This is a genomic window from Pseudomonas sp. 2957 (assembly GCF_031456345.1).
Classification (GTDB): Bacteria; Pseudomonadota; Gammaproteobacteria; order Pseudomonadales; family Pseudomonadaceae; genus Aquipseudomonas; species Aquipseudomonas siliginis.
Map to the genome: position 1 here is coordinate 82,919 of NZ_JAVDUL010000001.1, position 22,113 is coordinate 105,031.

The 22,113-nt window shown below is 61.1% G+C and carries 22 protein-coding genes; 12 read left to right on the forward strand and 10 right to left on the reverse strand.

Annotated features, from left to right (window positions below):
- Positions 1–102: 102 nt before the first annotated feature.
- From nagE to J2Y39_RS00370, 7 genes are all read right to left on the reverse strand, one after another.
- A complete protein-coding gene (nagE, locus tag J2Y39_RS00340; RefSeq protein ID WP_310214348.1) occupies positions 103–1,818 on the reverse strand; it encodes an N-acetylglucosamine-specific PTS transporter subunit IIBC in 1,716 nt (571 codons plus the stop codon).
- A gap of 23 nt (positions 1,819–1,841) precedes the next feature.
- Positions 1,842–4,355, reverse strand: coding sequence for a phosphoenolpyruvate--protein phosphotransferase (ptsP, locus tag J2Y39_RS00345; protein ID WP_150636227.1), 2,514 nt, complete (start codon positions 4,353–4,355; stop codon positions 1,842–1,844).
- Between the two features lie 152 nt (positions 4,356–4,507).
- On the reverse strand, positions 4,508–5,530 hold the full coding sequence (locus J2Y39_RS00350; RefSeq protein WP_252868844.1) for an SIS domain-containing protein: 1,023 nt from the start codon (positions 5,528–5,530) through the stop codon (positions 4,508–4,510).
- A complete protein-coding gene (nagA, locus tag J2Y39_RS00355; protein WP_150636231.1) occupies positions 5,511–6,617 on the reverse strand; it encodes an N-acetylglucosamine-6-phosphate deacetylase in 1,107 nt (368 codons plus the stop codon). The genes J2Y39_RS00350 and nagA overlap by 20 nt, the downstream gene beginning before the upstream one ends.
- 40 nt (positions 6,618–6,657) lie before the next feature.
- Positions 6,658–7,389: a GntR family transcriptional regulator gene (locus J2Y39_RS00360; RefSeq protein ID WP_056783114.1), complete on the reverse strand. Its 732-nt coding sequence runs from the start codon at positions 7,387–7,389 to the stop codon at positions 6,658–6,660.
- Between the two features lie 282 nt (positions 7,390–7,671).
- Entirely contained in the window at positions 7,672–8,187 is a 516-nt protein-coding gene (locus J2Y39_RS00365) for a murein L,D-transpeptidase family protein (RefSeq protein WP_217852193.1), read from the reverse strand.
- Positions 8,188–8,261: 74 nt separating this feature from the next.
- Positions 8,262–8,816 carry an NUDIX hydrolase gene (locus tag J2Y39_RS00370; protein ID WP_056783116.1) on the reverse strand — a complete coding sequence of 185 codons (555 nt, stop codon included), beginning with the start codon at positions 8,814–8,816 and terminating at the stop codon, positions 8,262–8,264.
- 147 nt (positions 8,817–8,963) lie between these two features.
- Between J2Y39_RS00370 and J2Y39_RS00375 the strand changes: the two genes are divergently transcribed.
- From J2Y39_RS00375 to purT, 5 genes are all read left to right on the forward strand, one after another.
- The gene (locus J2Y39_RS00375; protein ID WP_016771547.1) at positions 8,964–9,563 is read left to right on the forward strand and encodes a CoA pyrophosphatase; all 600 of its coding nucleotides are present in this window, start codon (positions 8,964–8,966) and stop codon (positions 9,561–9,563) included.
- Between the two features lie 38 nt (positions 9,564–9,601).
- Complete coding sequence (locus J2Y39_RS00380) at positions 9,602–10,126, forward strand: gamma carbonic anhydrase family protein (protein WP_016771546.1); 525 nt, start codon at positions 9,602–9,604, stop codon at positions 10,124–10,126.
- On the forward strand, positions 10,123–10,338 hold the full coding sequence (locus J2Y39_RS00385; RefSeq protein ID WP_039759143.1) for a DUF1289 domain-containing protein: 216 nt from the start codon (positions 10,123–10,125) through the stop codon (positions 10,336–10,338). The genes J2Y39_RS00380 and J2Y39_RS00385 overlap by 4 nt, the downstream gene beginning before the upstream one ends.
- A 154-nt stretch (positions 10,339–10,492) precedes the next feature.
- Complete coding sequence (locus J2Y39_RS00390) at positions 10,493–10,960, forward strand: VUT family protein (RefSeq protein ID WP_016771544.1); 468 nt, start codon at positions 10,493–10,495, stop codon at positions 10,958–10,960.
- Between the two features lie 100 nt (positions 10,961–11,060).
- A complete protein-coding gene (gene purT / locus J2Y39_RS00395; protein WP_150742857.1) occupies positions 11,061–12,242 on the forward strand; it encodes a formate-dependent phosphoribosylglycinamide formyltransferase in 1,182 nt (393 codons plus the stop codon).
- 124 nt (positions 12,243–12,366) lie between these two features.
- Here purT and J2Y39_RS00400 read toward each other — a convergent pair whose 3' ends face one another.
- From J2Y39_RS00400 to J2Y39_RS00410, 3 genes are all read right to left on the reverse strand, one after another.
- Complete coding sequence (locus J2Y39_RS00400; RefSeq protein ID WP_310214364.1) at positions 12,367–13,683, reverse strand: MFS transporter; 1,317 nt, start codon at positions 13,681–13,683, stop codon at positions 12,367–12,369.
- Between the two features lie 267 nt (positions 13,684–13,950).
- Positions 13,951–15,192: a CNNM domain-containing protein gene (locus J2Y39_RS00405; protein WP_310214366.1), complete on the reverse strand. Its 1,242-nt coding sequence runs from the start codon at positions 15,190–15,192 to the stop codon at positions 13,951–13,953.
- A 12-nt stretch (positions 15,193–15,204) separates the two neighbouring features.
- Positions 15,205–16,017 carry an inner membrane protein YpjD gene (locus J2Y39_RS00410; RefSeq protein WP_016771539.1) on the reverse strand — a complete coding sequence of 271 codons (813 nt, stop codon included), beginning with the start codon at positions 16,015–16,017 and terminating at the stop codon, positions 15,205–15,207.
- Between the two features lie 210 nt (positions 16,018–16,227).
- On the opposite strand from J2Y39_RS00410, the gene ffh reads away from it, so the two are divergent.
- The 7 genes from ffh (at position 16,228) to dsbC (ending at position 21,992) form a co-directional block, all read left to right on the forward strand.
- On the forward strand, positions 16,228–17,604 hold the full coding sequence (gene ffh, locus J2Y39_RS00415) for a signal recognition particle protein (RefSeq protein ID WP_007967791.1): 1,377 nt from the start codon (positions 16,228–16,230) through the stop codon (positions 17,602–17,604).
- A gap of 261 nt (positions 17,605–17,865) precedes the next feature.
- The gene (gene rpsP / locus J2Y39_RS00420; protein ID WP_003185073.1) at positions 17,866–18,117 is read left to right on the forward strand and encodes a 30S ribosomal protein S16; all 252 of its coding nucleotides are present in this window, start codon (positions 17,866–17,868) and stop codon (positions 18,115–18,117) included.
- Positions 18,118–18,122: 5 nt separating this feature from the next.
- Positions 18,123–18,659, forward strand: coding sequence for a ribosome maturation factor RimM (gene rimM, locus J2Y39_RS00425; protein ID WP_016771538.1), 537 nt, complete (start codon positions 18,123–18,125; stop codon positions 18,657–18,659).
- Positions 18,660–18,661: 2 nt separating this feature from the next.
- Positions 18,662–19,414, forward strand: coding sequence for a tRNA (guanosine(37)-N1)-methyltransferase TrmD (gene trmD, locus J2Y39_RS00430; protein ID WP_038860625.1), 753 nt, complete (start codon positions 18,662–18,664; stop codon positions 19,412–19,414).
- Positions 19,415–19,459: 45 nt separating this feature from the next.
- Positions 19,460–19,810, forward strand: coding sequence for a 50S ribosomal protein L19 (gene rplS / locus J2Y39_RS00435; protein ID WP_041478196.1), 351 nt, complete (start codon positions 19,460–19,462; stop codon positions 19,808–19,810).
- A gap of 187 nt (positions 19,811–19,997) precedes the next feature.
- On the forward strand, positions 19,998–20,894 hold the full coding sequence (gene xerD, locus J2Y39_RS00440; RefSeq protein WP_310214370.1) for a site-specific tyrosine recombinase XerD: 897 nt from the start codon (positions 19,998–20,000) through the stop codon (positions 20,892–20,894).
- A 366-nt stretch (positions 20,895–21,260) separates the two neighbouring features.
- Positions 21,261–21,992, forward strand: a complete 732-nt coding sequence (gene dsbC, locus J2Y39_RS00445) for a bifunctional protein-disulfide isomerase/oxidoreductase DsbC (protein WP_016771534.1) — start codon at positions 21,261–21,263, stop codon at positions 21,990–21,992.
- Positions 21,993–22,113: the final 121 nt, after the last annotated feature.

Sequence of the window (22,113 nt, forward strand, 5' to 3'; positions counted from 1 at the left end):
GGGCCAGCATGGCGAGCAGGGCGTGGAGGAGGGTGGTATTCATGTATCGTGCGCGTGCCGTATTTTCGGCGCCCGCTCCAGCCCTCCCGCCACCCGCGCAGATCAAACCTGCGCGCTGACCTCCCCGCGACTCAGCAACGCCTCGATCGCGCCACTCAAACTCGCGGCCTTGTCCCCCACCAGCAAATGCCAGACGCCACCGTCCAACTGGCTGACACCCAGGCAGCCGAGCGCTTTGAGCTGCGCCTCGGACGGCGCCTTGGCATCGGCCAGTTGCAGGCGAATACGGGTCATGGCGATGCAATCGAGCTTCAGCACATTGTCGCGACCGCCCAGCGCATTCAGCCATTGCTGCGCCTCGTTGCGGGTAAGCGCAACAGTCGTCGGCTCATCGGCAACTACTACGGTTTCTGCCAAAGTTGTACGGCCCAGGGCAGGCATGGCCAAGCGAATCTCATCGGCAATGCTGTCAGCCAACGGCCCGACCACGACCTGCAAACTGCCGCCCTTGCCCGGGCGCACCACCGCCATCGCGCCCAGCGCTTTCAGCTCGGCATCCGAGGCCTTGTTGCGATCGACCATCTCAAGGCGCAGTCGGGTCGTGCAGGCGCCGACGGTGAGCAGATTCTCGGCGCCGCCCAAGGCTTTGATATACGCACTGGCGCGTTCGGTTTCCGAGAGCACGGCTTTTTCGGCGCTGGCGACGTCTTCGCGCCCCGGCGTCTTCAGGTTGAAGCGGCGAATACAGAAGTCGAAAACCAGGTAATAGATGACCGCATAAGCCAGCCCGACCGACACCACCAGCCAACCATTGGTCGACTTGCCCCAGCCGAGAATCATGTCGATGAAACCACCGGAAAAGGTGAAGCCCAGATGAATGTTCAGGGCGTTGGTGATCGCCATCGACAGCCCGGTCAGCAGCGCGTGCAGAAGGAACAGCAACGGCGCGAGAAACATGAAGGCGAATTCGATGGGCTCGGTCACACCGGTCAGAAACGAGGTCAGCGCCATCGACAGGAAGATCCCGCCCATCACCTTGCGCCGCTCCGGCAACGCGTTGCGATACATCGCCAGGCACGCGGCGGGCAGGCCGAAGATCATCATCGGGAACATGCCGGTCATGAACTGCCCACCCTTCGGATCGCCGGCGAAATAACGCGACAGATCGCCGGTCACCAATGCCCCAGTGGTCGGGTCGGTGAAGTTGCCGAAGACGAACCACGCCATGTTGTTGAGGATGTGGTGCAGGCCAGTGACGATAAGCAGGCGGTTGAACACGCCGAAGACGAAGGCGCCGATGCTGCCGCTTTCCATCATCAGCGCGCCGAACGCATTGATGCCCTGCTGGATCGGCGGCCAGATATAGCCGAACAGCACGCCCAGCCCCACCGCTGCAAAACCGGTGACAATCGGCACAAAACGCCGGCCACCGAAGAACGCCAGGTACTCCGGCAGCTTGATGTCCTTGAAGCGGTTGTACAGCGCACCGGCCATCAGGCCGCTGACGATCCCGGCGAGCATGCCCATGTTGATGCTCGCATCGAGCACCTTGAGCGTGGAGATCATCACCAGATAACCGATCACTCCGGCCAGGCCGGCGGTGCCGTTGTTGTCTTTGGCGAAACCGACGGCGATGCCGATGGCAAAAATCATCGCCAGATTGGCGAAAATCACTTGCCCGGCATCGTGAATGATCGCGATGTTCAACAGGTCCGTATCGCCCAGGCGCAGCAGCAGGCCGGCAATCGGCAGGATCGCGATCGGCAGCATCAGCGCGCGGCCCAGGCGTTGCAGGCCTTCGATGAAGAGTTGGTACATGGCGTTTGTCCTTTTTGTTTTTGTTAGCGCAGAGGCCAATGTTGATGACAGGCGTGGCGAACGGCGGCGGCGCTGGACAGCTTGAGCAAGTCGCGGCTCAGGCGCTGACATTCGGCTTCGTGCACCTGGCGCACGCGGTCCTTGATTTCACCGATCTGCACCGGGCTCACCGACAGTTCAGTGACGCCCAGGCCGATCAGCACCGGCGTGGCCAACGGGTCGGAGGCGAGGGCGCCGCAGACACCAACCCAGCGCTTGTGTACTGCCGCACCCTCGCAGGTCATGGCGATCAGGCGCAGCAACGCCGGGTGCAGGGCATCGACCCGCGCCGCCAGCCCGGCGTGATCGCGGTCCATGGCCAGGGTGTATTGCGACAGATCGTTGGTGCCGATCGAGAGGAAGTCGGCGTGTTCGGCCAGTTGCTCGGCTTGCAGCGCGGCGGCGGGGACTTCGATCATCACGCCGATTTCCGGGCGCTCGGTAATCCCCAGCTCCAGACACAAGGCATCGACGCGCTGGCGGATGTGCAGCAGCTCGTCGACCTCGGTGACCATCGGCAACAGAATCCGGCAACGCGGCAACGGCGTGACCTGCAACAGCGCGCGCAGTTGCTGATCGAGAATTTCCGGGCGCGCCTGCGCCAGACGAATGCCGCGCAGACCGAGCACCGGGTTGGCCTCGGCGGGCAGCGGCAGGTAGTCGAGTTGCTTGTCGCCACCGACGTCTATGGTGCGGATGATCACCGACTTGTCGCCCATGGCATCAATCACCGCTTGATAGGCGCTGCGCTGTTCTTCGACGTCGGGTGCCGTCTGGCGATCGACGAAGAGAAACTCGGTGCGCAACAGGCCGACGCCATCGGCACCGTTGGCAAAAGCGTCTGCCGCTTCGTTGCTTGAGGCGACATTGGCGACCACTTCGATGTGCACGCCATTGCGCGTTTCAGCGGGCAAATGGGCTTTGGCCTGTTGGCTGTCGCGGCGATGCCGGCGCTCGATTTGTGCCTCTTGCACTTCGCTCAGGCGCTCGGCGTTTGGCGTCAATTCGAGGCGCCCGCCGTCGGCGTCGAGCACCACGGCCTGATCCTGCGGCTGCTCAAGTAATTGCGCGCCCAAAGCGACGAGGCACGGCAGACCTTTGCCGCGCGCCAGAATCGCTACGTGGGAAGTCGCGCCGCCCTCGGCCATGCACAACCCGGCGACGCCTTGCGCGCTGAGTTGCAGCAGATCCGACGGCGTCAGTTCATGGGCGGCAACGATGGCGCCGGCCGGAACCTGGTATCCCCAGGCCTCGCCAAGCAGAGCGCGCAGGACGCGTTGCTTGAGGTCGCGCAAATCGTTGGCACGTTCGGCCAGCAGCGGACTGCCGGTGCCTTGGAGCATGTCGCACTGGGTGTCGATCGACTGACTCCAGGCGTGCGTCGCAGCGGTGCCTTGCGCGATGAATTGCTGCGCGGCGTCGAGCAGGGCCGGGTCTTCGAGCAGCGCCATGTGTGCGGCGAAGATCGCTTCTTCGTCGGCGTTCCTGTGCTTTTTCGCCTGGGCGAGGGTGGCGGCGATTTCGCTGCGCACCGCGTTCAATGCCGTTTCAAGAATCGGCTGCTGTTGCACCGGATCGTGATGGCCCGTATCCGCCGGCAAGGTGATCGCGTTCAAGCGAAACAACGGCCCGGCCACCAGCCCCGGCGCCGCGCAAACACCGTGCAACACACCTGCCTCGGCAGGGCGTTTCGGCGCCGCAGTGCTGACCGGCGCTTGCGCGTGAAGATCGTCCGGCAGCGCCGTGGCCAATGCGCTGAGCAGAGCTTGCAATGCGGCATCGGCGTCCGGCCCCTGACAGCTGACCTGCACCTCATCCTGCTCGCCAATGGCCAGACCCATCAAACCGATCAGGCTGTTGCACGGCGCCGACTTACCGTTGAAGTGCAGCTGTGAATGGCTGCTGAAACCCTGGGCGGTCTGGCGGATCAGTGCAGCCGGGCGCGCATGCAAGCCGCCGCGATGAGCGACCTGCACTTGACCACGAACCTCTGGCCCAGCGCTTATATCGGTATTCGCCGCGACAACATTGCGCGCGATGATGTGCAGCAGCGGCTCGCCGACTTTCACTGTTTTGAGGGTGATCGGCCGTACCTGAAAATCCGCGCTGTTGGTCAGGATCAACAGGCTGACCAGGCTTTTGCAGTGCTGGCCGACCTTGTCCAGGTCATAGCGCAGCAGCGGCTGACCGAGGCTGACGCGATCGCTTTCCTTGACCAGCATGGCGAAACCTTCGCCGTTCAGCTCAACGGTATCGAGGCCCAGATGCAGGAGGATTTCCGCACCATTGTCGGCACGCACGGTCACCGCGTGGCTGCTGCGCGCGACGTGGATGACCACGCCGGCGCAGGGCGAATACAGCGTGTCGTTGAGCGGGTCGATGGCGATGCCGTCGCCCATCGCGCCACTGGCGAACACCGCGTCCGGGACGTTGGCGAGCGTCAGCACCGGTCCGCTGAGCGGGGCGCTGAGGGTCAGCTCTTTATTGTTGTCGGGCATGGCTGGGTCTCATCAGTTGAATCTCGGTTCGATGCCCCCTGTAGGAGCTGCCGAAGGCTGCGATCTTTTGATCTTGTTTTTTCGCTACGTGAAAAAAACAAAAGATCGCAGCCTTCGGCAGCTCCTACACGGAGTACATCCGTCAACGGCTATCAGTGCGTGCGGGTCACTTTGCTCAAATGGCGCGGCTGATCCGGGTCCATGCCCCGCGCCACGGCCAGGCCTGCGGCCATTACGTAGAAACTCTGGATCGCCAGAATCGGGTCGAGGGCCGGGTGTTCGGCGCGTGTCAAGGTCAGGTCGCGTTCGCTGACGTCATCTGGCGCGGCGAGCAAGACCCGGGCGCCGCGTTGACGCATCTCTGCCGCGAGGCTGAGCAGGCCGGCCTGCTCGGCGCCGCGTGGGGCGAATACCAGCAGCGGATAGTGTTCGTCGATCAATGCCATCGGGCCGTGACGGACTTCGGCGCTGCTGAACGCTTCGGCCTGAATCGCCGAGGTTTCCTTGAACTTCAGCGCCGCTTCCTGGGCAATGGCGAAACCGGCTCCGCGGCCGATCACCATCAGGCGCTCGCAATCGCGCAGGGCTTCGATGGCCAAGCTCCAGTCCTGTTTAGCCGCTTCGCGCAGGCCTTCTGGCAGCGCATCGTGGGCTTGCAGCAATTCGCTGTCCTCTTTCCAGTGCGCGATCAAACGCGCGCTGGCGCTGAGGGTGGCGATAAAGCTTTTGGTCGCAGCGACGCTGCTTTCAGTCCCGGCAAGCAGCGGCAGGCTGAATTCACAAGCTGCCTCCAGGGGCGAATCGGCGGCATTGACCATCGACACGCTCAGCGCGCCACGTTTGCGCAACAGGCGCAGGCTGTTGACCAGATCCGGGCTCTGCCCCGACTGCGAAAACGCAAAGGCGACCTGACCGCTGACTTTCAGCGGCGCCTGCTGCATGGTCACCACCGACATCGGCAGCGAGGCCACCGGCACGCCCAGTTGCTGCATGGTCAGGTAGGCGAAGTAGCTCGCTGCGTGGTCGGAGCTGCCACGGGCGACGGTCATCGCCACTTGCGGCGGCTGGCGGCGCAGGCGCCCGGCGATCTCGATCATCGGCGCGTCGAGCTGTTGCAGTTGGGCTTGCACGGCCTCGAACGAGGACAGCGCCTCTTCAAGCATTTTTGAAGTCAATGTCTTCTCCTTCGACCATGACGGCGGTCAGTGTGAGTGAGCGATCGAGCCGCACGCAGTCGGCCCAGGCGCCGGGGGCAAGGCGCCCGCGTTCGGTGATGCCGAGGTAGTCGGCGGGAAATTGCGACAGACGCTGCGAGGCTTCGGCGATCGGCAAACCGATCTTCACCAGATTGCGCAGGGCCTGATCCATGGTCAGGGTGCTGCCGGCCAGCGTGCCGTCGGGCAGACGCACGCCGCCCAGGCATTTGGTCACGGTGTGGCTGCCAAGCTTGTATTCACCGTCGGGCATGCCGGCGGCGGCGGTCGAATCGGTGACGCAGTACAGGCACGGAATCGAGCGCAGGGCCACGCGGATGGCGCCGGGGTGCACGTGCAGCAGATCGGGAATCAGCTCGGCGTATTTGGCGTGGGCCAGTGCTGCGCCGACGATGCCCGGCTCGCGGTGATGCAGCGGGCTCATAGCGTTATAGAGGTGAGTGAAACTGCTGGCACCGGCAGCCAATGCGGCGACGCCTTCCTCGTAGCTGCCGAGGGTGTGGCCGATCTGCATGCGGATGCCACGGCTGCTGAGTTCGCGAATCAACCCGTCGTGACCGGCGATTTCCGGGGCAATGGTGATGACGCGGATCGGCGCCAGCGCCAGATATTCTTCGACTTCTGCCATCAACGCGGTGTGGGCGAAGTTCGGTTGAGCGCCGAGTTTTCCCGGGTTGATGTACGGGCCTTCAAGGTGCACGCCGAGGACACGCGCGGCGCCTTTCGGACGCTGTTCACAGAATTTTCCTACCTCTTTCAGGACATTTGAGATCTCCGCACTCGGCGCGGTCATGGTGGTGGCCAACAGCGAGGTGGTGCCGAAACGCACGTGGGTTTTGCTGATGGTTTCGAAGGCTTCTGCGCCTTCCATGATGTCTTTGCCGCCGCCGCCATGCACATGCAGGTCGATGAAACCCGGCAGCAGATAGGGCAGATCGTTAGCGGCCGGATCGCAGGGCACGCCTTCGATCGACACGACCTTGCCGTGTTCGTGAATCAGCCGGCCGCGAACCCAGCCGCTGGCGGTGAGGATGTTGTCTTCGGACATTTTCGTTCTCGCTTGGGGCCGCGCTCAGCGACGCGGCTCTTTATCTACGAAGCTCTGCAACAAAGTCGTAGTAGTCGTTGCGGCAATAGGTGTCGGTGACTTCGATCGGCGTGTTGTCTTCCAGATAACCGACCCGGGTCATCAGCAGCATGGCGGTGCCGGGGGCGATGCCGACCAGTGCGGCGAATTCGTCAGAGGCGTTGATTGCCTGGATGTGCTGAAGGGCGCGGACGATCGGTTTGCCGATGCCGTCGAGGTATTCGTAAAGCGAATCGCCCACCGCTTGCGGCCTGGGCATGATCGACGCGGGCAGGGTGCTCATCTCGATCGCCATGACCGTGTCATCGGCTTTGCGCAGGCGCTTCATGCGCGCCACCTTGTCATTCGGCGACAGGCTGAGGCGGATCAGTTCTTCGTGGGTTGGGAGGGTGATCTCCCGCTCCAGCCATTTCGAACTCGGCACGAAACCTTTCAGGCGCAGCATCTCGCTGAAGCCGGAAAGACGCGACAGTGGTTGTTCCAGGCGTGGGGTGATGAACGTGCCCGAGCCTTGCAGGCGGCGGATCAGGCCTTGCTCGAGCAAGACTTCCAGCGCCTTGCGTGCGGTGACCCGGGAGATGCCGAGCTGGTCGCTGAGATTGCGCTCGGACGGCATCGCCTGTTCGGCCTTCCACTGCCCGGCATGAATCGCCGCTTCCAGATTGCGCGCCAGTTGCAAGTACAGCGGCGTCGGCTGGGAATCGTCAGGACGTAGGGGCTGGAGGTCGTTCATGTAGGTCGTTTCCGTCGCGAGTATAGGATTGTTGTGGCTCGCTTGTGCGACGGAAGCTAATACCACTTGAATACCATGTCAACGCGATGAACTGGCGTCTGACCCAGTGGATTGGCGGTTTTCAGGGGGCAGTGTTTAAAGTGGTATTAGTGATGGCCTATAAAAAGCAAAAGATCGCAGCCTGCGACAGCTTCTACAGTTGAGAGTGGTATCACCCCTGTAGGCGCCGTCGCAGGCTGCGATCTTTTGATTTATTTTTTTTGCGGTGACCAGCGGTCGAGGTTACGGACGAATCTCGATCATCGTGCCGTCCGGTACCAGATTCCAAACTTCACGCATGTCGACGTTGCGCATGGCGATGCAGCCGTCGGTCCAGTCGAGGGTATGGAACAGCTGTTCCGGATTGTCTGCCGAGTCCGGGGTGCCGTGGATCATGATCATCCCGCCAGGCTCAACGCCTTCACGACGCGCGCGGGCGGCATCGCTGATGTTCGGGTAGGAAATGTGCATCGACAGGTTGAATTTCTCGCTGGTCTTGCGCCAGTCGATCCAATAGAAACCTTCGGGTGTGCGTTTGTCGCCCTCGATCAGTTTCGGCCCTTTCTTCGCGCCCTTGCCCAAGGAAATGCGATAGGTCTTCAGCGGCTTGCCGTCGGCAATCAGCTGCAGTTGGTGGGCTGATTTGAGTACCAGGACTTTTTCGATCAGTGGAGTGTTCGAGGGCGTCACGGTGGTCACGAATGACGCTTGCGAAACGCTGACGAACGACAGGCAGAACAGGGCAAGCAACCAACGCATTGAAACGATTCCCCAGGGAGTGACGCAATCAGGTTTTAGGTAGGAGTTGCCGAAGGCTGCGATCTTTTGATCTTCTAGCCAACAATCACCGGCTGAACCAATGGCGGAATCGATTCCGAACGAACCGGATACTTCTCGACGCGCCGATCAGCGAAGAAGCATTCTAAGGTACGCCCGACCGTGCGGAAAGCCAGCTCGTCCCAAGGAATGTCGGCTTCTTCGAACAGCTGCACTTCAAGGCTTTCCGGCCCGGCCGCGTATTGCAGATCGGCCAGTTCGGCGCGGAAGAACACATGCACCTGGCTGATGTGCGGCACGTCGATCAGCGTGTAAATGCTCAGGTTGCGCACCCGGGCGCAGGCTTCTTCAGCCGTTTCGCGGATGGCGGCCTGCTCGATGGTCTCGCCGTTTTCCATGAAGCCGGCAGGTAGCGTCCAGTAACCGAGACGCGGCTCGATGGCGCGGCGGCAGAGCAGCACTTTCGTCCCCCAGGTCGGCACGCAACCGGCGACGATATTGGGATTCTGGTAGTGAATGGTCTGACAGCTGTCGCAGACAAATCGCAGCCGCGAGTCGCCTTCGGGAATGCGCTGGGTGACCGGGTTACCGCAGTGGCTGCAAAATTTCATGCTCGGGTTCCTGAATGCTGCGCCTATCTTGGCGTGCAGCGGGGCCGGTCGGCAAGTTGTCGTTTCGCGACACGACGGGTTTCGGGGGCTTGGGCGCTCGCTTTGATTGGTGCATGATGCGGAGCAAGGCACCGATCGAGAACACTCATGCTGGACGAGCTACTGCATAGGGTAAGCAACCACACACCGCGCACGCTGGAGACCGACGCACGTTTTCCCGAAGCCGCCGTGCTGGTGCCGATCACCCGCAGTGACGAACCGGAACTGGTCCTGACCCTGCGCGCCAGCGGGCTTTCGACCCACGGCGGCGAGGTCGCCTTCCCTGGTGGACGCCGCGACCCGGAAGACCCGGACCTGATCTTCACCGCGCTGCGCGAAGCCGAAGAAGAAATCGGCCTGCCGCCGGGTCTGGTCGAAGTCATCGGCCCGCTGAGTCCGCTGATTTCCCTGCACGGCATCAAGGTAACGCCGTATGTCGGGGTGATTCCCGACTTTGTCGAATACCAGCCCAACGATGCCGAGATCGCCGCCGTCTTCAGCGTACCGCTGGAATTCTTCCGCAAGGACCCGCGTGAGCATACCCATCGCATCGACTATCAGGGCCGCAGCTGGTACGTGCCGAGCTATCGCTTCGGCGAGTACAAGATCTGGGGCCTGACGGCGATCATGATCGTCGAGTTGATCAACCTGCTCTATGACGCCAAAATCAGCCTGCACCGACCGCCGAAAAGTTTTATCGATACCTGAGCCGTCGTTCGAACGGCCGTGAGCCCGAGGAAAACAAAATGAAATACCGCCTGGGCGACGCCCGTGTCGAAACCCATCCGCAGAGCTGGGTCGCGCCCAATGCCGTACTGGTGGGCAAGGTCCGCCTGGAAGAGGGCGCCAACGTCTGGTTCAACGCTGTGTTGCGCGGCGACAACGAACTGATCCTCATCGGCAAGAACAGCAATGTGCAGGACGGCACGGTGATGCACACCGACATGGGCTATCCACTGACCATCGGTACCGGCGTGACCATCGGCCACAACGCCATGCTCCACGGCTGCACGGTCGGCGATTACAGCCTGATCGGTATCAACGCGGTGATTCTCAACGGCGCGAAGATCGGCAAGAACTGCATCATCGGCGCCAATTCCCTGATCGGCGAAGGCAAGGAAATTCCCGACGGTTCGCTGGTGATGGGCTCGCCGGGCAAGGTAGTGCGTGAACTGACCGAGGCGCAGAAAAAGATGCTCGAAGCCAGCGCCGCGCACTATGTGCATAACTCGCAGCGTTACGCCCGCGATCTGGTCGAGCAGGAACAATGACGACTGTTGAACGACCAGTCGCCTCGCCGTGCGTGAATATCTGCGCGCTGGACGAAGATGACGTTTGTACCGGGTGCCAGCGCACGGTCGCGGAGATCACCCGCTGGGGCCGCATGAACAATGACGAGCGCCGCGTGGTGCTGGGGTTGTGTCATGAACGGGCGAAGGCGAGTGGATTGGTCTGGATGATTCCCGCGAAGTCAGGCGTCTGAACCACCGCTTTCGCGAGCAGGCTCGCTCCCACCTTGAAAATGCGTTCCACTGTGGGAGCGAGCCTGCTCGCGAAGACGTCGGTCCTGTCACCGCACCTATTGGCGCAATACCGGCGCTCAAGTAACCTGTGCGCCAAATCGACAGGCCGCCACCATGATCTTTCTCATCGCCTACATCAGCAGCGTCGTGCTGATCAACTTCGCCTTTTCCACCGCACCGCACCTGGACATCATCTGGTCGGCCTGGGGCGGGCTGGTGTTCGTGCTGCGCGACATGGTGCAAACGCGCTTCGGTCACGGCGCGATCGTGGCGATGCTGGCGGCGCTGGTGCTTTCCTACATCACGTCCGACCCTTCCATCGCGCTGGCCAGCGCCACGGCGTTCGCGGTCTCCGAGTGCATCGACTGGCTGGTGTTCAGCATCACCAAGCGGCCATTGCGTGATCGTCTGTGGATCAGTTCGGCGCTGAGTATTCCACTGGATACCTTCATCTTCTTCGGCATGATCGACGCCTTGACGCCGCCGGTGATCATCACCGCGCTGGCCTCGAAGTTCGCCGGCGTCACCGCCGTCTGGCTGATCATGGCCTGGCGTGATCGCAAACAGGCTGTCGCCAGCTGAAGCCAAACCCTCGGGTTCATGTAAAATGCCGCGCTTTCTCCCCATGGAAAGCGCACCTGCGTGGCTTTCCTCGATGATCCGCTTCCTTTGAGGACCTGAGATGACCCGTATCGGAACTCCATTGTCGCCAACCGCGACCCGCGTATTGCTGTGTGGCTGTGGTGAGTTGGGCAAGGAAGTGGTAATCGAACTGCAGCGCCTGGGCGTTGAAGTGGTTGCCGTCGACCGCTACGCCAACGCGCCGGCCATGCAAGTCGCCCATCGCAGCCACGTGATCAACATGCTCGACGGCGCCGCCCTGCGTGCAGTCATCGAAGCCGAGAAGCCGCACTTCATCGTGCCGGAAATCGAAGCCATCGCCACCGCCACGCTGGTCGAGCTGGAAGCCGAAGGCTTCACCGTAATTCCGACCGCGCGTGCGGCGCAACTGACCATGAACCGCGAAGGCATCCGTCGTCTGGCTGCCGAAGAGTTGGATCTGCCGACTTCGCCGTACCACTTTGCCGACACCTTCGAGGACTACAGCAAAGCCGTTCAGGACCTGGGTTTCCCCTGCGTGGTCAAGCCGGTAATGAGTTCGTCGGGCAAGGGTCAGAGCCTGCTGCGCAGCGCCGATGATGTGCAAAAAGCCTGGGATTACGCGCAAGAGGGCGGTCGCGCCGGCAAAGGTCGGGTGATCATCGAAGGCTTCATCGATTTCGATTACGAAATCACCCTGCTGACCGTGCGCCACATTGGCGGCACCACGTTCTGCGCACCGGTCGGTCACCGTCAGGAGAAGGGCGACTATCAGGAATCCTGGCAGCCGCAGGCCATGAGCCCGATTGCTCTGGCTGAATCCGAGCGTGTTGCCAAAGCTGTGACTGAAGCGCTGGGAGGTCGTGGTCTGTTCGGCGTCGAGCTGTTCATCAAGGGCGACCAGGTGTGGTTCAGCGAAGTTTCGCCACGGCCGCATGACACCGGGCTGGTGACGCTGATCTCTCAGGACCTGTCGCAGTTTGCCCTGCATGCCCGCGCCATTCTCGGCCTGCCGGTACCGCTGATCCGTCAGTTCGGCCCGTCGGCGTCGGCAGTGATTCTGGTTGAAGGCCAGTCGACCCAGACCGCATTCGCCAATCTGGGCGCTGCGTTGAGCGAGCCGGATACCGCGCTGCGTCTGTTCGGCAAGCCGGAAGTGAACGGTCAGCGCCGCATGGGCGTGGCGCTGGCGCGGGATGAGTCGATCGAGGCTGCTCGCGCCAAGGCGACCCGTGCGTCGCAGGCGGTTGTTGTCGAGCTGTAAACCGGGTCGCGGCATCCATTCGCGAGCAGGCTCGCTCCCACATGGGATTGGGTGAACAGAGAATCTGTGACCAATCCCAAAACCCTGTGGGAGCGAGCCTGCTCGCGAAGCTCTTGATCTTCTGTCAGGCAACCTGATTCAGATCGTTATTGCGCGTCTCCTTCAAACACAACACCGCGATCAGGCTCAACACCGCTGCCGCCGACACATACCCGCCGACATAGCTCAACCCGCCCATCGCCACCAGTTTCTGCGCGAAGAACGGCGCCGCCGAGGCCCCGACGATGCCGCCCAGGTTGTACGCCGCTGATGCGCCGGTATAACGCACGTGGGTCGGAAACAGCTCAGGCAACAGCGCGCCCATCGGTGCGAATGTCACGCCCATCAAAAACAACTCGATGCACAGAAACAGCGCCACGCCCCAGGTCGAGCCCTGCGTCAGCAACGGTTCCATCAGGAACCCGGACAGAATCGCCAGCACGCCACCGATAATCAGCACCGGTTTGCGCCCGTAACGGTCGCTGGCCCAAGCGGATAATGGCGTCGCTGCAGCCATGAACAACACGGCAAAGCACAGCAGGCCCAGGAACGTTTCGCGGCTATAACCCAGCGTGGCCACGCCGTAGCTCAGGGAAAATACCGTCGAGATGTAGAACAGCGCATAGCAGACCACCATCGCCGCCGCACCGAGCAAGGTCGGCGCCCAGTATTGGCTGAACAACTCGACCAGCGGCACTTTCACTCGCTCCTGACGGGCGATCGCATTGGCGAACACTGGCGTTTCATGCAATTTGAGGCGCACATACAGGCCGACCATCACCAGCGCCGCGCTGAGCAGAAACGGAATGCGCCAGCCCCAGCTGCGGAACTGTTCATCATTCAGGGTCATCGCCAGGGTCAGGAACAGGCCGTTGGCCGCAAGAAAACCAATCGATGGCCCGAGCTGCGGGAACATGCCGAACCAGGCGCGTTTGCCCTTCGGCGCGTTTTCCGTGGCCAGCAGCGCCGCACCGCCCCATTCGCCGCCAAGGCCCAGGCCCTGACCGAAACGCAGCACGCACAGCAGAATCGGCGCCCAGGCACCAATGCTGTCGTAGCCCGGTAGCACGCCAATCAAGGTGGTGCACACGCCCATCAACAGCAGCGAGGCGACCAGCGTCGATTTACGGCCGATACGGTCGCCGAAGTGGCCAAACAATGCCGAACCCAGTGGTCGGGCGAGGAAGGCAATGCCGAAAGTGAGAAACGCCGAAAGCATCTGCGCCGTGCCGGAGGTCTGCGGAAAGAACACCGGCCCGATCACCAGCGCCGCAGCAGTGGCATAAACGTAGAAGTCGTAGAACTCGATGGCGGTGCCGATGAAGCTTGCCGTGGCCACGCGGGTGGCGGAATTGGTCGGCTGGGCAGGCGCGGTTTCGCTGTAAGCGGTATGGGTCGTCATGCGGTGATCCCTGACAGTCATGAGCTCCAGTGGAGCGAATTATTATGGTCGAACACCCAGGGATGTGGGGTAGGGCGCGAGCGCTGTTTCGAGTAGGAACAGTCGTCGGTTTGCAGCGGAAACAGTCAGGATCCGGGCAGTGCCGGGTAGGCACAGGGATCGACGGCGCTTGGGTAAGCGCCTCGATTATAGGAAGGGGGCTAACGATCAAACAAGCGCAAAAGATCGCAGGGTAGGAGCTGCCGAAGGCTGCGATCTTTTGATCTTCTATCGAGCAGGCACCAGAGCAGGCACCGATGAGGTCAGCCAGATCAGCACCTTGCTCACCCGGTTCTCCTCGGTCTCGAGGATTTCCAGTCGATAACGCCCGATCTTCAGGCACACCGCGCTTTCCGGAATGGTTTCCAGCGCTTCGGTGACCAGGCCGTTCAGGGTCTTCGGCCCGTCGCTCGGCAGGTGCCAGCCCAGGCACTTGTTCAGGTCGCGGATCGACGCGGCGCCATCGATCACCATGCGACCGTCGGCCTGGGGATGAATGTGCGGATTGTCGAGGCTGTGCTCGCTTTCGAATTCGCCGACGATTTCTTCGAGAATGTCTTCAAGGGTGACGATGCCCAGCACTTCACCGTACTCGTCCACGACCATGCCGAGACGGCGTTGCTGCTTGTGGAAGTTCAGCAGTTGCAGTTGCAGCGGCGTGCTTTCCGGGACGAAGTAGGGCTCGTAGCTGGCGGCCAGCAGTGCCTCGCGGGTCAATCCACCGTTGCTCAGCAAATGGCCGATCTGGCGAGTGTTGAGCACCGCTTCGACCTGATTGATGTCACTGTGAAACACCGGCAGACGCGTGCGCTTGTTCTCGCGCAGTTGCTCGATGATCTCTTCGATCGGATCGTCGAGGTTGATGCCGTCGACGTCACTGCGCGGCACCAGAATGTCGTTGACCGTGATGTTGTCCAGCGCATGAATGCCCGACACCGGGTGGGCGCGGACCGGATGTTCGGGATCATCATCGTGATCGGCCGGCAACTCGTCCTCGCTCTGTTGCACCACCTGAGCCTTGCGCGTGAACGGGGTCAGCAGCAAAGCGCTGACCCGGCTGAACAGCCACGCGAACGGGTAGACGATTTTCATCGGTACGGCCAGCAGGGCATTGCCGAACGCCAGCACGGCGTCGGGATAGCGCCGGGCCAAAGTGCGCGGGAAATAATCGGCGAACACCAGCAGGATGGCACCGGCGCCCAGGCAGGCCGCCCACGGGCCATTTTCTTCGCAGAGAAAAATCGCCAGCAGCGTCGCGAGGATCACCGCGAGGGCGCGGCACAGGGTGTTGCAGAGGATCAGGCTGTCGAGCGGGAAGCTCAGCTTCGCCAGCGGCTTGTCGCTGGCGCGCGAGGCGATCCGTTGCGCGAGCAGGTGCTGCTGCGCGATTTCGACGGCGGTAAACAGCCCTGACCATAAGATCAGCAGGACAAATACCGCGAGCATCGGCCCTATGGGCAAACCGTCCATTTATGCCGCCCGTCAGATGTGCAGTATGTATTCACGAACCAGTTTGCTGCCGAAGTACGCCAGCATCAGCAGGCAGAAACCAGCGAGGGTCCAGCGAATCGCCTTGTGGCCGCGCCAGCCCAGTCGGTTGCGACCCCACAGCAGCACGCTGAAGACGATCCATGCCAGACAGGCCAGCAGGGTCTTGTGCACCAGATGCTGGGCGAACAGATTCTCAACGAACAGCCAACCGGAAATCAGCGACAGCGACAGCAGCGTCCAGCCGGCCCAGAGAAAGCCGAACAGCAGGCTTTCCATGGTTTGCAGGGGCGGGAAGTTCTTGATCAGTCCGGACGGGTGCTTGTGCTTGAGCTGATGGTCCTGAACCAGCAGCAGCAACGCCTGGAACACGGCGATGGTGAACATGCCGTAGGCGAGGATCGACAATAGAATGTGCGCGAGAATGCCCGGCTCTTCGTCGATGATCTGCACTGTGCCGGTCGGCGCGAACTGCGCCAGCAATACCGTGATCGCACCGAGCGGGAACAGCAGCACCAGCAGGTTTTCCACCGGGATCCGCGAACAGGCCAGCAGAGTCAGGGCAATCACCGCAGCGGCGATAAGGCTGGACGCGCTGAAGAAGTCCAGACCGAGGCCGATCGGGGTCAATAGATGTGTAAGCAGGCTGGCGCCGTGGGCGAGCACGGCGAATACGCCGAGGCTGACCAGCAGGCGCTTGTTCGCCTTGGCGCCGGTGGCCAGGCGGGTACTTTGATAGACGGTCGCAGCGGCATAGAGCAGGGCGGCGGCGAGGGTGGTCAGCAAACTGGGTGACAAGGGGAGCATAAATCCTGTTAGGCGAGCCCGAAAGGCGCTGAGTTTGGCATAGAACCGGCACGGCACGAAAGACTCCGCAAGCTGACAGCGAGGTGTCCGCCGGCCGCAGTCTTCGCTATAATCCGCGACCTGCCCACGCCGCAGGCTCGCCGAGCACATGTTGATTCCGGTCTGGGCCGCCATTATCCCGGTTCGTACAGGGCCTGAAAGGATCGCGCAATGTTTGAAAACTTAACCGACCGTCTCTCGCAGACGCTGCGCCATGTCACCGGCAAGGCCAAGCTGACCGAGGACAATATCAAAGACACCCTGCGTGAAGTGCGCATGGCGTTGCTCGAAGCTGACGTCGCACTGCCGGTGGTCAAGGACTTCGTCAATTCGGTCAAGGAGCGCGCTGTTGGCACCGAGGTGTCGCGCAGCCTGACGCCGGGCCAGGCGTTCGTGAAGATCGTCCAGGCCGAACTCGAAAGCCTGATGGGCGCGGCCAACGAAGACCTCAACCTGAGTGCCGTTCCGCCAGCCGTGATTCTGATGGCCGGTCTGCAGGGCGCGGGTAAAACCACCACTGCCGGTAAGCTGGCGCGCTTCCTTAAAGAGCGCAAGAAGAAGTCGGTCATGGTCGTGTCTGCGGACATTTACCGTCCGGCCGCGATCAAGCAGCTGGAAACCCTGGCCAACGACATCGGCGTGACGTTCTTCCCGTCCGACCTGAGCCAGAAGCCGGTCGACATCGCCAATGCGGCTATTAAAGAAGCCAAACTGAAATTCATCGACGTGGTCATCGTCGACACCGCCGGTCGTCTGCACATCGACGAAGAGATGATGGGCGAGATCAAGGCGCTGCACGCCGCGATCAACCCGGTCGAAACCCTGTTCGTGGTCGACGCGATGACCGGTCAGGACGCCGCCAACACGGCCAAGGCGTTCGGCGATGCGCTGCCGCTGACCGGTGTGATCCTGACCAAGGTCGACGGCGACGCCCGTGGCGGTGCCGCGCTGTCGGTGCGTGCCATCACCGGCAAGCCGATCAAGTTCATCGGTATGGGCGAGAAGAGCGAAGCGCTCGATCCGTTCCACCCTGAGCGTATCGCCTCGCGCATCCTCGGCATGGGCGACGTGCTCAGCCTGATCGAACAAGCTGAAGCGACGCTGGACAAGGACAAGGCCGACAAACTGGCCAAGAAGCTGAAAAAGGGCAAGGGCTTCGACCTCGAAGACTTCCGCGATCAGCTGCAACAAATGAAGAACATGGGCGGCCTCGGCGGGCTCATGGACAAACTGCCGAGCATCGGCGGCGTCAACCTGTCGCAGATGGGCAATGCCCAGAACGCCGCAGAGAAGCAGTTCAAGCAGATGGAAGCCATCATCAATTCCATGACCCCGGCCGAGCGCCGCGACCCTGAGCTGATCAGCGGTTCGCGCAAGCGCCGGATCGCCATGGGTTCCGGCACGCAGGTGCAGGACATCGGCCGCTTGATCAAGCAGCACAAGCAGATGCAGAAGATGATGAAGAAATTCACCGCCAAGGGCGGTATGGCGAAAATGATGCGCGGCATGGGCGGTATGTTGCCCGGCGGCGGCATGCCGAAAATGTGAGACAGGACACCAAGACTTCGCCGGTCGTCGCACCGGCGCAGACCCTGCAAGGACGCAGGATCAACAGCAAACCCGCACTCGGCGGGAGCTGACTGGCCGTTTTTAACGACGGCTCTCTATGCAAATCTGCACGGCATGCCATGGGCGCCGGAAAAAGTCATTTGCAAAAGTCCGGATATTCCTTAGAATATGCGGCCTTTCGGGCACCCATGCCCGCTGTGCATTTAGATTTGCAGCACCGACTACAGGAACGATGTTCACATGCTAACAATCCGTCTTGCCCTTGGCGGCTCCAAAAAGCGCCCGTTTTACCACCTGACCGTAACCGACTCGCGTAACCCGCGTGACGGCTCCCACAAAGAACAGGTTGGTTTCTTCAACCCTGTTGCCCGTGGTCAGGAAATCCGTCTGTCCGTGAACCAAGAGCGCGTTGCCTACTGGCTGAGCGTTGGTGCACAACCTTCTGAGCGCGTTGCTCAGTTGTTGAAGGAATCTGCCAAGGCTGCGGCCTGAGCAATATGAACGCGACGCCAGCCCCTGCCGATGATTTGATCGTTATTGGCAAAATTTATTCTGTTCATGGCGTTCGCGGCGAAGTGAAGGTTTATTCCTTTACTGATCCGACTGAAAACCTGTTGCAGTACAAAACCTGGACGCTCAAGCGCGAAGGCAATGTCAAACAGGTCGAGCTGGTCAGTGGACGCGGGAGCGACAAGTTCCTGGTCGCCAAGCTCAAGGGTCTCGATGATCGTGAAGAAGCTCGTCTTCTGGCCGGTTATGAGATCTGCGTGCCGCGCAACCTGTTCGCTGAATTGACCGAAGGCGAGTACTACTGGTACCAGCTGGAAGGTCTGAAGGTCATCGACACCCTCGGGCAACTGCTCGGGAAAATCGATCATCTTCTGGAAACCGGCGCCAATGATGTAATGGTCGTCAAGCCTTGCGCTGGCAGCCTGGATGATCGCGAACGCCTGTTGCCCTATACGGAGCAATGCGTGTTGGCCGTCGACCTGGAAGCGGGCGAGATGAAGGTGGATTGGGACGCGGACTTCTGAACGTGGCTAACTTGCGCGTAGAAGTGATCAGTTTGTTTCCCGAGATGTTTTCCGCCATTGGCGATTACGGCATCACCAGTCGTGCGGTCAAACAGGGGCTCTTGCAGCTGACCTGTTGGAATCCGCGAGATTACACGACGGATCGGCATCACACTGTGGACGATCGCCCGTTTGGCGGTGGTCCGGGCATGGTGATGAAGATCAAGCCCCTGGAAGATGCGCTGGCTCAGGCCAAGGCAGCAGCCGGGGAGGCGGCGAAGGTGATTTACCTGTCCCCCCAAGGCCGTCAACTGACTCAGTCGGCGGTACGCGAGCTGGCACAATCGGATGCATTGATCCTGATTGCCGGCCGCTACGAAGGCATTGACGAGCGCTTTATTGAGGCTCATGTCGATGAAGAGTGGTCGATTGGCGACTATGTACTGTCTGGCGGCGAGCTGCCGGCCATGGTCCTGATCGATGCGGTTACACGACTGCTGCCTGGAGCTTTAGGGCATGCGGATTCCGCTGAGGAAGATTCCTTTACGGATGGTCTGCTGGATTGCCCGCACTACACCCGACCGGAGGTGTATGCGGATCAGCGTGTTCCCGACGTGTTGCTGAGTGGCAATCACGCGCATATCCGGCGTTGGCGTTTACAGCAGTCCCTTGGTCGGACCTATGAACGACGCGCCGATCTTCTGGAAAGCCGCTCGCTTTCTGGAGAAGAGAAGAAGCTGCTCGAGGAATACATCCGCGAGCGGGACGATAGTTAACAACGTATCGATGGTAGATCGAACGATTTACCTTAGGAGCACAGCATGACCAACAAAATCATCCTTGCACTCGAAGCAGAGCAGATGAGCAAAGAAATCCCTACCTTCGCCCCAGGCGACACTATTGTCGTTCAGGTGAAAGTGAAGGAAGGCGATCGTTCCCGTCTGCAAGCGTTCGAAGGCGTTGTAATCGCCAAGCGTAACCGCGGCGTGAACAGTGCGTTCACCGTTCGTAAAATCTCCAACGGTGTTGGCGTAGAACGTACTTTCCAGACCTACTCCCCGCAGATCGACAGCATGGCTGTTAAACGTCGCGGTGACGTACGTAAAGCCAAGCTGTACTACCTGCGCGACCTGTCGGGTAAAGCAGCACGCATCAAGGAAAAACTGGCTTAAGCCCAGCTTCCGATGCAGAAAAAAGCAGCCTACGGGCTGCTTTTTTGTTGCCTGCGATTTACCGGATCAATCTGACACGCCTCATTCAATGAAGCTGCCTGTTTCTTGATCTGGCCGGCTATGAAAGACTAGCGCGCCTTTATTCTCTATTTGCACGCAGCTTGAAAAAGCCCTGCCCTGAGCACCCATGCCTGCCATCGACCATCCGCTGATTGATCAATTCCTCGACGCTTTATGGCTGGAGAAAGGCCTGTCCGACAACACCCGCGACGCCTATCGCAGCGACCTCGCGCTGTTCAACGGCTGGTTGCAGGAGAAAAATCTCGAGCTGATCAATGCCGGTCGCGAATTGATCCTCGATCACCTGGCGTGGCGGCTGGAGCAAAACTACAAGCCGCGCTCCACCGCGAGATTTCTCTCCGGGGTGCGTGGCTTTTATCGCTATCTGTTGCGGGAAAAACTGATCAGCGTCGAGCCGACGTTGCGCGTCGACATGCCGCAACTGGGCCGGCCGTTGCCCAAATCGCTATCGGAAGCCGATGTCGAAGCGCTGCTCAAGGCACCGGACCTGAGTGAAGCCATCGGTCAGCGTGACCGCGCGATGCTGGAAGTGCTGTATGCCTGTGGCCTGCGCGTGACCGAACTGATCAGCCTGACACTGGAGCAGGTCAACCTGCGCCAAGGCGTATTGCGGGTGATGGGCAAGGGCAGCAAGGAGCGTCTGGTGCCGATGGGCGAGGAGGCGATTGTGTGGGTCGAGCGCTATATGCGTGATGGTCGTGGCGAGTTGCTCGGTGGCCGTCCCAGCGATGTGCTGTTCCCCAGCCAGCGCGGCGAGCAGATGACCCGGCAGACGTTCTGGCATCGGATCAAGCATCAGGCCAAGGTCGCCGGGATCAGCAAGTCGCTGTCGCCGCATACCTTGCGCCACGCATTTGCCACGCACCTGCTCAACCACGGCGCGGACTTGCGCGTGGTGCAGATGCTGCTCGGGCACAGCGACCTCTCTACGACGCAGATCTATACCCATGTCGCCCGCGCCCGCTTGCAGGATCTGCACGCGAAACACCACCCTCGCGGCTAAGGCAGGCTTCCATGTTGAGAGAATTACCTGTGGTGAGGGGATTTATCCCCGTTCGGCTGCGCAGCAGTCGCAAACCCGGCTGGCTCGATTTTGACTGAAAGATCGCGGTGGATGGTTTAGGGCTGCTTCGCAACCCGGCGGGGATAAATCCCCTCGCCACAATAATGTGTGTCAGCCACATGTGGTTGTGGGTCAACTGTACAAGCATGAAGATGTGTCAGTTGCACATGAGTGTGTGGCGACAGGCGCATTCGGCCCTCGTGACCTTATGTGTTAGGCTTTGCCGGTTTGCACGATGGACGGTTATGACCCGGTGTTTCGCACGGGCGTTCTGATCGTTTCATTGGCCCGCCCTCAGGAGTACTCATGCGTCTGACCCAGATTTTCGCCGCCGCCGCTATTGCGCTGGTGAGCACCTTTGCCGTCGCCGACGACGCGGCTGACAAAGCCATTCGTCAAAGCCTGGAAAAACTCGAACTCGAGGTTCCGGTCGAAAGCATCAGTGCCAGCCCGTTGCCTGGCATGTACGAAGTCAAACTCAAAGGCAGCCGCGTGCTGTACGCCAGTGCCGATGGCCAGTACATCGTGCAGGGCAACCTGTACCAGCTCGCGAATGGCAAACCGGTCAACCTGACCGAGAAGACCGAACGCCTGGGCATTTCCAAACTGATCAATGCCATCCCGGTGGCCGAAACCGTGGTCTACCCGGCCGTGGGCGAGACCAAATCGCACATCACCGTGTTCACCGACACCACCTGTCCGTACTGCCACAAACTGCATGCCGAAGTGCCCGAGCTGAACAAGCGCGGCATCGAAGTGCGCTACGTGGCGTTCCCGCGCCAGGGCCTGAATTCGCCTGGCGACGAACAGCTGCAAGCGGTTTGGTGCTCGAAAGACAAGAAAGCCGCCATGGACAAAATGGTCGATGGCAAGGAAATCAAAGCCGCCAAGTGCGATAACCCGGTTTCCAAGCAATTCGCGCTAGGTCAGTCGATCGGCGTGAACGGTACACCGGCCATCGTTTTGGCCGACGGCCAGGTCATTCCGGGCTACCAGCCGGCGCCACAAGTCGCCAAACTGGCACTGGGCGCGAAGTAATTCGCATCGTCACGGGTAACCGTTGACGATCGTGGTCCGGCAGCAGCAGCGCCGGGCCATCAACAGAGAGCCGCGAGCACGCGGTTGTTTTCCGGCCGACCCTGTGTCGGCCGTTTCATGG

Coding starts and splice junctions, on each gene's coding strand:
- nagA (WP_150636231.1), bottom strand. CDS start 6,617: ATGTCCGAAGACAACATCCTCACCGCCAGCGGCTGGGTTCGCGGCCGG.
- J2Y39_RS00370 (WP_056783116.1), bottom strand. CDS start 8,816: ATGAAATTTTGCAGCCACTGCGGTAACCCGGTCACCCAGCGCATTCCC.
- J2Y39_RS00385 (WP_039759143.1), top strand. CDS start 10,123: ATGACGACTGTTGAACGACCAGTCGCCTCGCCGTGCGTGAATATCTGC.
- ffh (WP_007967791.1), top strand. CDS start 16,228: ATGTTTGAAAACTTAACCGACCGTCTCTCGCAGACGCTGCGCCATGTC.
- J2Y39_RS00410 (WP_016771539.1), bottom strand. CDS start 16,017: ATGCTCCCCTTGTCACCCAGTTTGCTGACCACCCTCGCCGCCGCCCTG.
- J2Y39_RS00405 (WP_310214366.1), bottom strand. CDS start 15,192: ATGGACGGTTTGCCCATAGGGCCGATGCTCGCGGTATTTGTCCTGCTG.
- J2Y39_RS00400 (WP_310214364.1), bottom strand. CDS start 13,683: ATGACGACCCATACCGCTTACAGCGAAACCGCGCCTGCCCAGCCGACC.
- ptsP (WP_150636227.1), bottom strand. CDS start 4,355: ATGCCCGACAACAATAAAGAGCTGACCCTCAGCGCCCCGCTCAGCGGA.
- J2Y39_RS00365 (WP_217852193.1), bottom strand. CDS start 8,187: ATGCGTTGGTTGCTTGCCCTGTTCTGCCTGTCGTTCGTCAGCGTTTCG.
- rplS (WP_041478196.1), top strand. CDS start 19,460: ATGACCAACAAAATCATCCTTGCACTCGAAGCAGAGCAGATGAGCAAA.
- J2Y39_RS00360 (WP_056783114.1), bottom strand. CDS start 7,389: ATGAACGACCTCCAGCCCCTACGTCCTGACGATTCCCAGCCGACGCCG.
- J2Y39_RS00375 (WP_016771547.1), top strand. CDS start 8,964: ATGCTGGACGAGCTACTGCATAGGGTAAGCAACCACACACCGCGCACG.
- dsbC (WP_016771534.1), top strand. CDS start 21,261: ATGCGTCTGACCCAGATTTTCGCCGCCGCCGCTATTGCGCTGGTGAGC.
- xerD (WP_310214370.1), top strand. CDS start 19,998: ATGCCTGCCATCGACCATCCGCTGATTGATCAATTCCTCGACGCTTTA.
- nagE (WP_310214348.1), bottom strand. CDS start 1,818: ATGTACCAACTCTTCATCGAAGGCCTGCAACGCCTGGGCCGCGCGCTG.
- rimM (WP_016771538.1), top strand. CDS start 18,123: ATGAACGCGACGCCAGCCCCTGCCGATGATTTGATCGTTATTGGCAAA.
- rpsP (WP_003185073.1), top strand. CDS start 17,866: ATGCTAACAATCCGTCTTGCCCTTGGCGGCTCCAAAAAGCGCCCGTTT.
- J2Y39_RS00380 (WP_016771546.1), top strand. CDS start 9,602: ATGAAATACCGCCTGGGCGACGCCCGTGTCGAAACCCATCCGCAGAGC.
- J2Y39_RS00390 (WP_016771544.1), top strand. CDS start 10,493: ATGATCTTTCTCATCGCCTACATCAGCAGCGTCGTGCTGATCAACTTC.
- purT (WP_150742857.1), top strand. CDS start 11,061: ATGACCCGTATCGGAACTCCATTGTCGCCAACCGCGACCCGCGTATTG.